General features: G+C 67.6%; 10 protein-coding genes and 1 pseudogene. All 11 read left to right on the top strand.

Annotated elements, in window-relative coordinates:
• Positions 1–1,041, top strand: a 1,041-nt coding sequence (rfbH, locus tag AC1RMD_RS30945; protein ID WP_492932664.1) for a lipopolysaccharide biosynthesis protein RfbH, incomplete at its 5' end; no start/stop codon positions are given.
• A gap of 4 nt (positions 1,042–1,045) precedes the next feature.
• Positions 1,046–1,825 (top strand): HpcH/HpaI aldolase family protein, encoded by a 780-nt coding sequence (locus tag AC1RMD_RS30940; RefSeq protein ID WP_492932662.1) that lies wholly within the window; start codon positions 1,046–1,048, stop codon positions 1,823–1,825.
• A gap of 17 nt (positions 1,826–1,842) precedes the next feature.
• Entirely contained in the window at positions 1,843–3,633 is a 1,791-nt protein-coding gene (locus tag AC1RMD_RS30935) for a thiamine pyrophosphate-binding protein (RefSeq protein WP_492932660.1), read from the top strand.
• Positions 3,630–4,616 carry an NAD-dependent epimerase/dehydratase family protein gene (locus AC1RMD_RS30930; protein WP_492932658.1) on the top strand — a complete coding sequence of 329 codons (987 nt, stop codon included), beginning with the start codon at positions 3,630–3,632 and terminating at the stop codon, positions 4,614–4,616. Before AC1RMD_RS30935 ends, AC1RMD_RS30930 begins: the two co-directional genes overlap by 4 nt.
• Positions 4,613–5,533: an acetaldehyde dehydrogenase (acetylating) gene (locus tag AC1RMD_RS30925; RefSeq protein ID WP_492932656.1), complete on the top strand. Its 921-nt coding sequence runs from the start codon at positions 4,613–4,615 to the stop codon at positions 5,531–5,533. Before AC1RMD_RS30930 ends, AC1RMD_RS30925 begins: the two co-directional genes overlap by 4 nt.
• The gene (gene dmpG, locus AC1RMD_RS30920; RefSeq protein WP_492932654.1) at positions 5,526–6,551 is read left to right on the top strand and encodes a 4-hydroxy-2-oxovalerate aldolase; all 1,026 of its coding nucleotides are present in this window, start codon (positions 5,526–5,528) and stop codon (positions 6,549–6,551) included. Before AC1RMD_RS30925 ends, dmpG begins: the two co-directional genes overlap by 8 nt.
• A gap of 3 nt (positions 6,552–6,554) precedes the next feature.
• Positions 6,555–7,628 carry an NAD-dependent epimerase/dehydratase family protein gene (locus tag AC1RMD_RS30915; protein WP_492932652.1) on the top strand — a complete coding sequence of 358 codons (1,074 nt, stop codon included), beginning with the start codon at positions 6,555–6,557 and terminating at the stop codon, positions 7,626–7,628.
• Positions 7,618–10,407, top strand: coding sequence for an O-linked N-acetylglucosamine transferase family protein (locus tag AC1RMD_RS30910; RefSeq protein WP_492932650.1), 2,790 nt, complete (start codon positions 7,618–7,620; stop codon positions 10,405–10,407). The genes AC1RMD_RS30915 and AC1RMD_RS30910 overlap by 11 nt, the downstream gene beginning before the upstream one ends.
• Before the next feature lie 37 nt (positions 10,408–10,444).
• Complete coding sequence (locus AC1RMD_RS30905; protein ID WP_492932648.1) at positions 10,445–11,158, top strand: class I SAM-dependent methyltransferase; 714 nt, start codon at positions 10,445–10,447, stop codon at positions 11,156–11,158.
• A gap of 28 nt (positions 11,159–11,186) precedes the next feature.
• Complete coding sequence (locus AC1RMD_RS30900; protein WP_492932646.1) at positions 11,187–12,512, top strand: methyltransferase domain-containing protein; 1,326 nt, start codon at positions 11,187–11,189, stop codon at positions 12,510–12,512.
• A 130-nt stretch (positions 12,513–12,642) separates the two neighbouring features.
• Positions 12,643–12,719 (top strand): annotated as a pseudogene (locus AC1RMD_RS30895) (glucose-1-phosphate cytidylyltransferase); the annotation flags it as partial.

Below are 12,719 nucleotides of genomic sequence, written 5' to 3'. Positions count from 1 at the left end.
GTCGCGTTCAACACGCTGACCTCGCCCAAGCTGGGCGCGCGCGCGATCCGGCAGGGCGACGAGGTGATCGGCGTGGCCGCCGGCTTCCCCACCACCGTCAACCCGATCATCCAGTTCGGCGCCATCCCGGTGTTCGTCGACGTCGAGCTGGGCACCTACAACATCGATGTGACCAAACTGGAAGCGGCGATCTCGCCCAAGACCAAGGCCATCATGCTGGCCCACACGCTGGGCAACCCGTACAACCTGGACGTCATCACGGCGCTCTGCAAAAAACACCATCTGTGGCTGATCGAGGACTGCTGCGACGCCCTGGGTTCCACCTATCATGGCAGGATGGTCGGCACCTTCGGCGACATCGGCACCATGTCGTTCTACCCGGCGCACCACATCACCATGGGCGAAGGCGGCGCGGTGTTCACCAACAACGCCGAACTGAAGATGATCGCCGAGTCGTTCCGCGACTGGGGCCGCGACTGCTACTGCGCGCCGGGCAAGGACAACACCTGCGGCAAGCGCTTCTGCCAGTGCCTGGGCACGCTGCCGATGGGCTACGACCACAAGTACACCTACAGCCACCTGGGCTACAACCTCAAGATCACCGACATGCAAGCCGCCTGCGGCCTGGCCCAGATCGACCGCGCGCCCGGCTTCATCCAGGCCCGCAAGGACAACTTCGCCTACCTGAAGGAGCGGCTGCAGTCGTGCGCCGAGTTCCTGATCCTGCCGGAAGCGACCGAGCACTCCGACCCGTCGTGGTTCGGCTTCCCGATGACCCTGAAGCCGGAAGCGAACGTCTCGCGCGTGGACCTGCTGACCTACCTGGACCAGCACAAGATCGGCACCCGCCTGCTGTTCGCCGGCAACCTGACGCGCCAGCCCTACATGATCGGCCGCAACTACCGCGTCGCCGGCGAGCTGACCAACACCGACCGCGTGATGAACGACACCTTCTGGATCGGCGTGTTCCCCGGCCTGACCCGCGAGATGCTGGACTACGCCGTCACCAAGCTGGAAGAATTCTTCGGCGTGGGCTTCTGACGCCATGGAACAGCGCAACCCGATCAAGGCCAAGCTGGCCGCCGGCCAGCCGGTGATGGGCATCTGGTCCATCATCTCCTCGGCCACCGTGGTTGAAATCCTGGCCCTGTCCGGGCTCGATTTCGTGATCCTGGACATGGAGCACGGCATCTACGACGTGTCCGCGCTGGAGCGCTGCGTGCGCGCCTGTGAAGGCGGCGGCGCGGCGCCGGTGGTGCGGGTGCCGGGCATGGACGCCTCGGCCGTGCAATGGGCGCTGGACCAGGGCGCGCACGGCATCGTGGTGCCGCAGGTGGCGGGCGTGGCGCAGGCCGACGCCGCCGTTCGCATGGGCAAGTTCGCACCAAACGGCACGCGCGGCTACAACCCCTTCACCCGCGCCGGCGGCTACGCCAACCCGTCCAGCAACACCGGCGGCAAGCTGGCCAACAGCTTCGGCCTGTCCTGCGTGATCGTCGAGAACGCCGCCTCGCTCGATGAGCTCGACGCGATCTGCGCCCTGCCCGACCTCGACGTGGTCTACGTCGGCGTGTACGACCTGTCGGTGGCGCTGGGCTGCGGCGGCAACACCGCCGACCCGCGCCTGACCCAAATCGTGGCCGACTCGGTGCGCACCATCCGCACCGCCGGCAAGGCCGCCGGCGTCATGGTGCGCAGCCCGGCCGAGATCGCCGCCGCGCTGGCGCTGGGCGCCAACTTCCTGGTCTACGGCGTCGACACCTTCCTGATCCGCCAGGCCATGGCGGGGGCGGTGGACGCCTTCCGCCTGGCCCAACCCGCATAACTGAAAGAGAACGTCCCATGAAAATCCGCGTCGCCGACTATATCGTCCGCCGCCTGCGCGAAGCCGGCGTCGACACCGTCTTCATGCTCAATGGCGGCGGCATGATGCACCTGGTCGACGCCGTCGGCCGCTGCGAAGGCATGCGCTATGTGTGCGCCCATCACGAACAGGCGTCGGCCATGGCCGCCGACGGCTACGCCCGCCTGCGCGGCGAAGTCGGCGTCTGCTTCGCCACCGCCGGCCCCGGCGCCACCAACATCCTGACCGGCGTGGTCGGCGCCTGGCAGGACAGCGCCCCCACCCTGTTCATCACCGGCCAGAGCAAGAGCACCCAGACCATCGCGCTGTCCGGCATCCCCGGCCTGCGCCAGTTCGGCACCTTCGAGGTCGACATCGTGCCCATCATGCAGCCGGTGACCAAGTACTGCCACATGCTGACCGATCCGCAAAGCGTGCGCTACCACCTGGAGCTGGCGCTGCACCTGGCCGCCAGCGGCCGTCCCGGCCCGGTGCTGCTGGACATCCCGCTCGACGTCCAGGGCGCGCTGGTCGATCCCGACACGCTGGCCGGCTACACCCCCGAGGCCGCGCCGGCGGCGGTCGACGCCGACGCGCTGGCGCGGCTGCGCACCATGCTGGCCCAGGCCCGCCGCCCGCTGCTGCTGGCCGGCGCCGGCGTGCGCGCCGCCAATGCCGGCGCCGCCTTCCGCCAGCTGGCCGAGCAGTTGCAGGTCCCCGTCATCACCACCCAGCTGGGCAAGGACGCGCTGTTCTACGACCACCCGCTGTTCGTCGGCCACTCCGGCCCGAAAGGCGACCGCCCCGGCAACCTGGCGGTGCAGACGGCCGACCTGATCATCAGCGTCGGCGCCAGCCTGCACGGCCAGACCACCGGCTGGGAGAACAAGCTGTTCGCGCCGGACGCGGTCAAGGTGCAGGTCGACCTCGACCCGGCGGTGCTGGCGCGCGAGCAGGTCGGCGTGACCCTGAAGATAGGCGCCGGCGTGGCCGAGTTCTGCGCCGCGCTGCTGCCGCTGGCCGCGCCGCACGCCGGCGCCGGCTGGCGCGCCTGCTGCCAGTCGTGGAAAGAGCGCTACGCGGTGCGCCTGGAGCCGCACCAGCGCGCCGACGACGGCATGAATTTCTACCATTTCGCCGAGGCGCTGTCGCAGGCGCTGCCGGCCGACGCCTGCGTGGTGTCGGACGCCGGCTCGTCGTTCTACGTCATGGGCCAGGCGCTGCGCCTGAAGGACGGCCAGCGCTTCTTCTCGTCCGGTTCGCTGGGCGCGATGGGTTATGCGCTGCCGGCCGCCAACGGCGCCGCCTTCGTCGAGCCGCAGCGCCCGGTGGTGTGCGTGACCGGCGACGGCTCGCTGATGAGCAATGTGCACGACCTGGCGACCATGCGCATGTACGGCCGCAACGTCAAGCTGTTCGTGGTCAACAACGACGGCTATGTCTCGATGCGCAACACCCAGCGCGAATTCTTCGGCGGCCTGTTGATCGGCGCCGACGCCACCAGCGGCGTGTTCATCCCGGCGATGCGCTCGCTGGCCGACAGCTACCAGCTGCCGTTCGTGCGCTGCGAGCGCGAGCAGGACCTGGAGAGCACCATCGCCGCCGTGCTGGCCATGGACGGCCCGGTGTTCTGCGAGATCGTCGGCATGCGCGACCAGCGCATCCTGCCGGCGGTGGCCTCCAAGCGCCTGCCGGACGGCCGCATGGTGTCGACGCCGATGCACGACATGGTGCCCAACCTGCCCGACGAGGTGCTGGCGCGCGAAATGCAGAACGCGCTGGCCTCATGACGCGCCCGCCCGCCATGACCATCGCCATCCTCGGCGCCACCAGCCAGATCGCCGGCGACCTGGTGCGGTCGATGGCGGCCGAGGGCCGCCACCAGCTGCTGCTGTACGCGCGCGATCCGGCCCGGGTCGAACAGTGGCTGGAGCAGGCCGGCCTGGCCGGGCGCTATCCGGCCCTGCCCTACGCCGAATACGGCCGGCTCGAACATGAGGCCGTGATCAACTTCGTCGGCGTCGGCGACCCGTCGCGGGCGGCGGCCATGGGCGGCGACATCTTCGGCATCACGCTCGAATACGACGAGCTGGTGCTGCGCGGCCTGCGCCAGCATCCGCAGCGGCGCTACATCTTCCTGTCCAGCGGCGCGGCCTACGGCAGCACCTTCCTGGAGCCGGCCGACCAGCACACCCGCGCCTCGATCGCGATCAACGCGCTGACGCCGCAGGAATACTATTCGGCCGCCAAGCTGCACGCCGAGTGCCGCCACCGCGCGCTGGCGCAGCACGCCATCGTCGACCTGCGGGTGTTCAATATCTTCAGCCGCACCCAGGACCTGGGCGCGCGCTTTTTCATCACCGACATCGTGCGCGCCATCCAGGACGGCAGCGAGCTGCAGACCTCGCCGGACGCCATGGTGCGCGACTTCCTGCATCCGTCCGACTTCCACCGGCTGGTCGAATGCGTGCTGCAGGCGCCGCCGCAGAACCTCGCGCTGGACTGCTACAGCCGCGCGCCGATCGCCAAGGCCGAGCTGCTGCAGGCGATGCAGCGCCACTTCGGCCTGCGCTACCGCGTCGCCGCCGCCGGCCCGGCGCCGGCCGTCAACGCCACCGGCGCCAAGCCGCACTATTATTCGCGCAACCACAAGGCGGCCGAACTCGGCTACCGGCCAGCCTCTTCCTCGCTCGACACCGTACTGACCGAAGCGGCCGCCATCCTGGGCCGGCCGCGCCCCGAGCCGGAGCACACCTCAGGAGACCAGCAATGACCCAGCCCCTCAAACTTCGCATCGCCATCATCGGCTCGGGCAATATCGGCACCGACCTGATGATCAAGGTGATGCGCTCCAAGCACCTGGCCTGCACCCTGTTCGCCGGCCGCAATTTCAACTCGGCCGGCATGAAGCGCGCCAGCCAACTGGGCGTGCCGATCTCGGACCGCGGCATCGAGGCCATCATCGCCGATCCATCGATCTGCGACCTGGTGTTCGACGCCACCTCGGCCCAGGCCCACATCGGCCACTGGGCCGCGCTCGACAAGCTGGGCAAGACCGTGATCGACATGACCCCGGCCAAGCTGGGCGAGTTCTGCATCCCGGCCATCAACGCCCAGGCCTGCCTCGACACCGGCACCCGCAACATCAACATGATCACCTGCGGCGGCCAGTCGTCGATCCCGATCGCCGCCGCCATCGGCGCGGTGCACCCGGACATCGAGTACGTCGAGGTGGCCTCCAGCATCGCCTCGCGCAGCGCCGGCCCGGCCACCCGCGCCAACCTCGACGAGTACATCGAGACCACCGAGGAGGCGCTGCAGCGCTTCTCCGGCGCCCGCCGCGCCAAGGCGATCCTGATCCTCAACCCGGCCAATCCGCCGATCGACATGCAGACCACCATCTACGCCAAGATCGCCAACCCCGACCTGCCGGCGATCCGCGCCGCGGTCGACGCCATGGTGGCCAAGCTCAAGTCCTACGTGCCGGGCTACGGCCTGGTGGTGCCGCCCACCCTCGAGGGCGGCCGCGTGGTCACCACCATCAAGGTGGTCGGCGCCGGCGACTACCTGCCGCAATACGCCGGCAACCTGGACATCATCAACTGCGCCGCCATCGCCATGGCGGAAATGATCGCCGAAGCCCGACACAGCAAGCACGACCAGCACAAAGAGGAGCGCAAGCATGGCTAAGAAAATCCTGATCAGCGATCCCACCCTGCGCGACGGCAACCACGCCGTGCGCCATCAACTGAGCCGCGAAGCCTTCATCGCCTACTGCAAGGCGGCCGAGGCGGCGCGGGTGCCGATCATCGAAGTCGGCCACGGCAACGGCCTGGGCGCCTCCTCGATGCTGGTCGGCGAATGCCGGCTGAGCGACGACGAGATCCTGACCGTGTCGCGCCAGCATTTGAAAAAATCGCGGCTGGGCATCCACGTGATCCCCGGCTTCTGCACCATCAAGAAGGACCTGGCGCGCGCCATCGAGCTGGGGGTGGACGTGTTCCGCGTGGCCTCGCACTGCACCGAGGCCGACATCACCGACCGCCACATCCACTACGTGCGCGCGGCCGGCAAGGAAGCCTGGGGCGTGCTGATGATGAGCCACATGGCGACCCCGGCCACGCTGCTGGAGGAAGCCAAGAAGATGGAATCCTACGGCGCCGAGGCGATCGTCATCATGGACTCGGCCGGCGCCTACTTCCCGGACGACGTGCGCGAGCGCATCGACACCCTGGTCAACGGCCTGAACATCCCGGTCGGCTTCCACGGCCATAACAACCTGGGCATGGCGGTGATCAACTCGGTGACCGCGGTCAACGCCGGCGCCAGCATCATCGACGGCACCATCCGCGGCTTCGGCGCCGGCGCCGGCAACACCCAGCTCGAAGTGCTGGTGGCGGTGTTCGAGCGGCTCGGCTTCGAGACCGGCATCGACCTGTACAAGATCCTCGACGCGGCCGACATCGCCGAGAAGGAATTCAATCCGGTGGCGCCGTCGATCTCGCCGCTGTCCATCGTCTCCGGCCTGGCCGGCGTGTTCTCCGGCTTCGCCAAGCCGGTGGCGCGCGCCGCCGAGGACTACCAGGTCGATCCGCGCGACATCTTCTTCGGCCTCGGCAAGCGCAACGCGGTGGCCGGGCAGGAAAGCCTGATCATCGAGGTCGCGCGCGACCTGGCCGAGAAAAACGCAGCAGCACTGAAAGGTTAAACCATGGCCGACCCACGCTACACCGAAGCGCGCCAGGACGCGCTGGCCGCCTGCGCCACCCAGGCCGACGTGCGCGCCGCGCTGGCGCGCCAGCACATCGCCGTCACCGGCGGCACCGGCTTCCTCGGCACCTGGATCGCCGAACTGGTGGCCGCGATGAACGACCAGTACAACCTGGGCATCACGCTCGACCTGTACGCGCGCAACATCACCGAATGGCAGCAGAAGTATCCGCACCTGGCCACGCGGCTGGACATCCGGGTGCGCTCGCAGGACGTGCGCTCCTCGTTCGAGTTCGCCAAGAACACCAACTACGTGATCCACGCGGCCGGCATCCCCAACAACCGGGTGCACGCCTCCGACCCGCTGCGGGTGTTCCAGACCACCGTGTCCGGCATCAACAACGCGCTGGAAGCGGCCTCGCAGCTCGACGGCCTGCGCCGCTTCGTCAACGTCAGCTCCTGCCTGGTGGCCGGCGCGCCGCAACGTCCCGGCCCGCTGCGCGAGAGCGACTGCTTCCCGCTGCCGGCCGGCCTGCTGCACACCGTCTACGCCGACGCCAAGCGCGCGGCCGAGATGACGGCGGCGATCTACCGCAGCCAGTACCGCCTGCCGGTATCGACCGTGCGACCGTTCACCTTGACCGGCGCCTACCAGGAACTGGACCGCCCGTGGGCCATCAACAGCTTCCTGCGCGACGTGCTGACCGGCAGCGAGATCCGCATCCACGGCGACGGCAGCGCGCGCCGCAGCTATCTGTACGGCGCCGACGCCGCCTGGTGGACGCTGGCCGCGCTGGCCAAGGGCGTGGACGGCGAGGTCTACAACCTCGGCAGCGCCACCCCGGTGACCCACAATGAACTGGTGCGCCTGATCGGCGAGCAGGTCTCGCCCAAGCCGCGCGTGGTGCTCAACACCGCGCCGAACCGCCAGCAGCAGGACGACGACCTGTACCCGGACATCAGCTTCACCGTGCGCCGCCTCGGCGTCAGCGAAACCTGTCCACTGGAACAGACGGTCGAGAAAGCCTACCGCTGGTTCGCCGCGCCACACACCATCCAAACCCATGCAAACTAAGAAAACCGTCGTCGACACCGGCCGCGCCGCCCTGGCGCTGGCCAACAAGGGCAGCCTGCCCATCATCGAACTGTTCCAGACCGGCCAGAACCTGGTCGACGCCGGCGAGCGCCCGCTGGGCATCCAGCTGTACCGCGCCTGGCTGGCGCACACGCCGTCGCCGCTGGCCTACGCGGTGCAGTTCAACCTGGCCGTCATGCTCAGCGACCACGGCGAGCTGACCGAGGCCGAGGCGGCCTACCGCATGGCGCTGGCGCAGAATCCGCGCTTCAACGAAGGCCACCTGAACCTGGGCACCCTGCTGGAACGCCAGCGCCGTCCGGCCGAGGCGCTGGCCAGCTGGCGCGCGCTGCTCGAGTACAGCAATCCGCAACTGCCGGCCGACCAGCCGCACGTGATCCAGGCGCTCAACAACCTGGGCCGCCTGCTCGAGCTGCAGAAGGATTTCCCGGCCGCCGAGGACGCGCTCACGCGCAGCCTGCTGATCGACCCGAAACAGAAGAACGTCATCTCGCACTGGGTGCACCTGCGCCAGAAGCAGTGCAAATGGCCGGTGTACAACACCAGCGTCTGCGGCATCCCGGTCGAGGACCTGATGACCGGCACCTCGGCGCTGGCCATGCTGAGCGCCTCCGGCGATCCGGCCCAGCAGCTGGCCGCCTCGCGCCGCTATGTCGAGGAAAAGGTCAACGCCGAGGTCAAGCCGCTGACCGGGCCGCAGGGCTACGGCCACGAACGGCTGCGCATCGGCTACCTGTCGTCGGACTTCTGCTCGCACGCGGTGTCGATCCTGACGGCCGAGCTGTACGGCCTGCACGACCGCAGCAAGGTCGAGGTGTTCGGCTTTTGCTGGAGCCACGAGGACGGTTCGCCGATCCGCGCCCGCGTGATCGCCGGCATGGACCAGCACATCCGCATCGGCGGCATGAGCGACGAGGAGGCGGCGCGCCTGATCCGCTCGCACGAAATCGACATCCTGGTCGACCTGCACGGCCTGACGCTGGGCGCGCGCCCCAACATCCTGGCCTACCGCCCGGCGCCGGTGCAGATCACCTGGCTCGGCCTGCCCGGCCCGACCGGCATGCCCTTCATCGACTACGTGATCGCCGACCCGTTCGTGCTGCCGCCCGAGCTGGAGCCGTTCTTCACCGAGAAGCCGCTGCACATGCCGCGCACCTTCCAGATCAACGACCGCCAGCGGGTGATCGGCCCGAAACCCACGCGCGCCGCCAACCAGCTGCCGGAAGACGCGTTCGTGTTCTGCGCCTTCAACAACAACTTCAAGTTCAACCCCGAGGTGTTCGACAGCTGGATGAACATCCTCAAGCGCACCGACCACAGCCTGCTGTGGATGGTGGCCGACAGCCCCGAGGTGCGCACCAACCTGACCCGCCAGGCCGAGCTGGCCGGGGTGGCGGCCGAGCGCCTGGTGTTCGCCGGCCGCGTGATGCCGGCCGACTACCTGGCGCGCTACCAGGTGGCCGACCTGTTCCTCGACACCGCGCCGTTCAACGGCGGCACCACCGCCAGCGACGCGCTGTGGGCCGGCCTGCCGGTGCTGACCTGCGCCGGCCGCACCTTCTCCTCGCGCATGGCCGGCAGCCTGCTGCACGCGGTCGACATGCCGCAGCTGATCACCACCACCCAGCAGGAATACGAAGACCTGGCGGTGGCGCTGGCGCACGACCGCCCGCAGGTGGAAGCGCTGAAGCGCCAGCTGCACGAGCAGCGCCTGAGCTGCCCGCTGTTCGACAGCGCCCGCTTCGTGCGCGAGCTGGAGGAACGCTACGCCCAGATCGCACTGAAGGGCAACGCCGGCCTGCAGGCGCCGCAGTTCGCGGGCGCCCGTCCGCCGCAGGTCGACACGCGCCTGCCCAAGGTGGCGATCCTGATGCCGACCCACAACCGGCCCGACTACGCCGAACTGGCGCTGCAAAGCATCCTGGCGCAGACCTGGGGCAACCTGGAAATCGTCATCAGCGACAACAGCACCGACGAGCTGACCCGCGAGCGCTTCGCCCCCTACATGGCGCGCTACGCCAACATCCGCTACCTGCGCTCGCCGGGCCTGGCGCCGCTGGACAACTTCCTCAACTGCTACCGCAGCTCCAGCGCCGAGTACGTCAACTACCTGATGGACGACGACCTGTTCCATCCGGAAAAGATCGAGCGCATGATGGCCTGCATGCTGGGCCAGCCCAACATCGGCCTGGTGACCTCGTTCCGCCAGCTGATCGACGCCGAAGGCAAGTATCTCGCGCCGATCCACGGCACCGAGCGCATGTTCGAGATCGCCACGGCGGTGGGCGGCAGCTCGCTCGGCGACATGATCCTGAGCAACGGCCAGAACCTGATGGGCGAACCGACCACGGTGCTGTTCCGCCGCAGCCAGCTGCCCGACCATTTCGGCATGTTCCTGGGCCGCCAGTACACCACGCTGTCCGACGTCGCCACCTGGCTGGCGGTGCTGGCCAACAGCGACTGCGCCTACCTGCCGGAACCGCTGAGCTACTTCCGCCTGCACGGCGGCCAGGACCAGCGCAACGAGAAGATCCGCATCCAGGCCAACATCGAATGGCTGCAACTGCTGTGCGACGCCCACCAGCATGGCAAGTTCATGCGCAACCGCGCGCAGGTGCGCGAGATGCTGACCAACAAGCTGGTCAATTGCATCTGGTTCCTGTCGTCGGTGTGGGAACAGGTCGAGCCGAGCTATCCGATCGAAAAAATCAGCGCCCTGATGCAGCAGGCCACCACTATACTGCTAACCAAGGGTTGAGCCGCCGGCCAACCGAATCCCAACAGAGGAGAGTTACATGACGCAGAACGACGGCAGCACCCTGATCGATTTCTTCGAGAATCATGAACACCGCATGATCCACAAGTGGATGCATTACTTCGAGATCTACGAGCGCCACTTCCATCAGTTCCGCGGCAAGGACATGACGATGCTGGAATTCGGCGTGCTGCACGGCGGTTCGCTGCAGATGTGGAAGCACTACTTCGGCGAGGGCGCCAAGATCACCGGCGTCGACATCAACCCGCGCTGCGCCGAACTGGCCGAGGAGCGCATCGAGATCATCGTCGGCGACCAGGAAGACCGCAACTCGCTGCGCGGCATCGTCGCCAACCGTCCGCAGTTCGACATCATCATCGACGACGGCGGCCACACCATGACGCAGCAGATCACCACCTTCCAGGAACTGTGGTTCCACCTGAAGGACGGCGGCGTCTACCTGTGCGAAGACACCCACACCAGCTACTGGCCTGGCTTCTTCGGCGGCGGCTACCGCCAGCCTGGCACCTTCATCGAATACACCAAGTCGCTGCTGGACCAGCTGACCGCGTGGCACTCGCCCGATCCGGCCCTGCAGCCCAACGAATTCACCCGTTCGTGCTTCGCCGTGCACTACTACGACAGCATGGTGTTCTTTGAAAAACGCGCGGTGCCGCAGCCGCACGCGCGCATGAAAGGCACGCCGTCGTTCCCGCTGGAGCCGGCCGAACAAGCCGTCTACGACCGCGGTTAACCAACCGAACCACCACACAATGCAGCCCATGGACGTCAAGCACATCCCCGTCATTTCCGTTTCCTACAATTCCGCAGAATTGATCGAGGATTTACTCAGTTCGTTCCGGGCGCATTACAGCAACCCCGTCACCATCATCGACGGTTCGGGCGAGCAGCACTACCGCGCCATCGAAGCGGTCTGCGCGCGGTATGAGAACGTGCGCTTCATCCACTTCGACTACAACATCCACCACGGTCCCGGCATGGCCTGGGCGTTCCAGAACCTGGAGCTGCAGGGACCGGTGCTGGTGCTGGACTCGGACATCTTCGTGCTGCATCCGGGCTTCCTGGAAGCCATGGCGGCCGAGCTGAAGCCGGGCATGTACGGGGTCGGCTACGTCAACCACGTCAACGAGGGCGGCTACGACGTCGACTACGAGCAGGGCGCGGTGCGCTACCTGCATCCGGCCTGCATGCTGGTCAATATCGAGGTGTTGCGGGCCTGGCCGATGCCGACCAAGCACGGCGCCCCGATGACCGAGCCGATGGTGGCGCTGCACCGCGCCGGCCAGGACCGGCTGGTGCAAAACCTGCCGTGGCTGAAGGAAGATTTTTTGAACACCCAGCCCGGCGCCCGCAACTACCTGCGCCACGACTGGCAGGGCACGGTCAAGCGCACCGGCGGCTACCACCTGGAAGACTGGCAGCGCGCCAGCCAGCAGGCGGCGGGCGTGCGCCAGCTGATCAAATCGCTGATGCCGGCGGCGCCGGCGCGGGTGCTGGAGATCGGCGCCGGCGACGGCTTCCTGGCGCGCGACGTCAAGGAAGCGGCGCCCGCCTGCCGGTACACGGCGGTCGAGCTGCACACCGAGACGCCCAGCGAAAACAAGGGCGCCTGCGACCTGGTGCTGCAGCGCGACGTCGACCACCTGGGCGACGACTTCTTCCGCGACCAGGCCGGCGTCGACTGCTGGATACTGGACAAGGCGCTGGAACGCCTGGTCCATCCGGAAACCCTGCTGGCCCGCATCCGCAAGGTCATGAAGGCCGACAGCTGCATCGTGGCGGTGATCCCCAACCTGCAGCACTGGAGCGTGCAGGCCAAGCTGTGCCTGGGCGACTTCCGCTACGAGGACAACGGCATCCTCGACCGCGCGCACCTGCGCTGGTTCACGCGCGGCACGATCTTCGAGCTGTTCCAGAAGGCCGGCTACCAGATCGTCCAGGGCGCGCCGGTGATCCACGAGCGCATGGAAAATCCCCTGCTCACCGCGGCCCTGCGCCAGCTGGCGGCCAGCGTCGGCGCCGATCCGGCCCTGGCGCTGGAAGACGCCCAGGCCGCCGCCTACGTCATCAAAGCCATTCCGCGCTAGTCCGCTGTTGCTTTGCAGTGCCAAAAAGCCCATCTAAGAGGCCAATTGCACCGTGCTTTTCGTTTAAAATGCTACGGCAGTGCCTGATAATGCAGTCTGCGTACCATTCTTTCACGATCTCGGAGACAGCATGAAAGCAGTCATATTGGCAGGCGGCCTGGGCACCAGGCTGAGCGAGGAAACCACTGTCAAACCGAAGCCGATGGT

The sequence above is a fragment of the Duganella sp. GW822-FHT06D06 genome (assembly GCF_058799615.1).
This window is presented reverse-complemented; position numbering and strand designations above follow the sequence as displayed.

Excerpts from the sequence above, each read along its gene's own strand:
- dmpG (WP_492932654.1), top strand. The coding sequence starts at position 5,526 with ATGGCTAAGAAAATCCTGATCAGCGATCCCACCCTGCGCGACGGCAAC.
- AC1RMD_RS30930 (WP_492932658.1), top strand. The coding sequence starts at position 3,630 with ATGACGCGCCCGCCCGCCATGACCATCGCCATCCTCGGCGCCACCAGC.
- AC1RMD_RS30905 (WP_492932648.1), top strand. The coding sequence starts at position 10,445 with ATGACGCAGAACGACGGCAGCACCCTGATCGATTTCTTCGAGAATCAT.
- AC1RMD_RS30915 (WP_492932652.1), top strand. The coding sequence starts at position 6,555 with ATGGCCGACCCACGCTACACCGAAGCGCGCCAGGACGCGCTGGCCGCC.
- AC1RMD_RS30910 (WP_492932650.1), top strand. The coding sequence starts at position 7,618 with ATGCAAACTAAGAAAACCGTCGTCGACACCGGCCGCGCCGCCCTGGCG.
- AC1RMD_RS30925 (WP_492932656.1), top strand. The coding sequence starts at position 4,613 with ATGACCCAGCCCCTCAAACTTCGCATCGCCATCATCGGCTCGGGCAAT.
- AC1RMD_RS30940 (WP_492932662.1), top strand. The coding sequence starts at position 1,046 with ATGGAACAGCGCAACCCGATCAAGGCCAAGCTGGCCGCCGGCCAGCCG.
- AC1RMD_RS30935 (WP_492932660.1), top strand. The coding sequence starts at position 1,843 with ATGAAAATCCGCGTCGCCGACTATATCGTCCGCCGCCTGCGCGAAGCC.
- AC1RMD_RS30900 (WP_492932646.1), top strand. The coding sequence starts at position 11,187 with ATGGACGTCAAGCACATCCCCGTCATTTCCGTTTCCTACAATTCCGCA.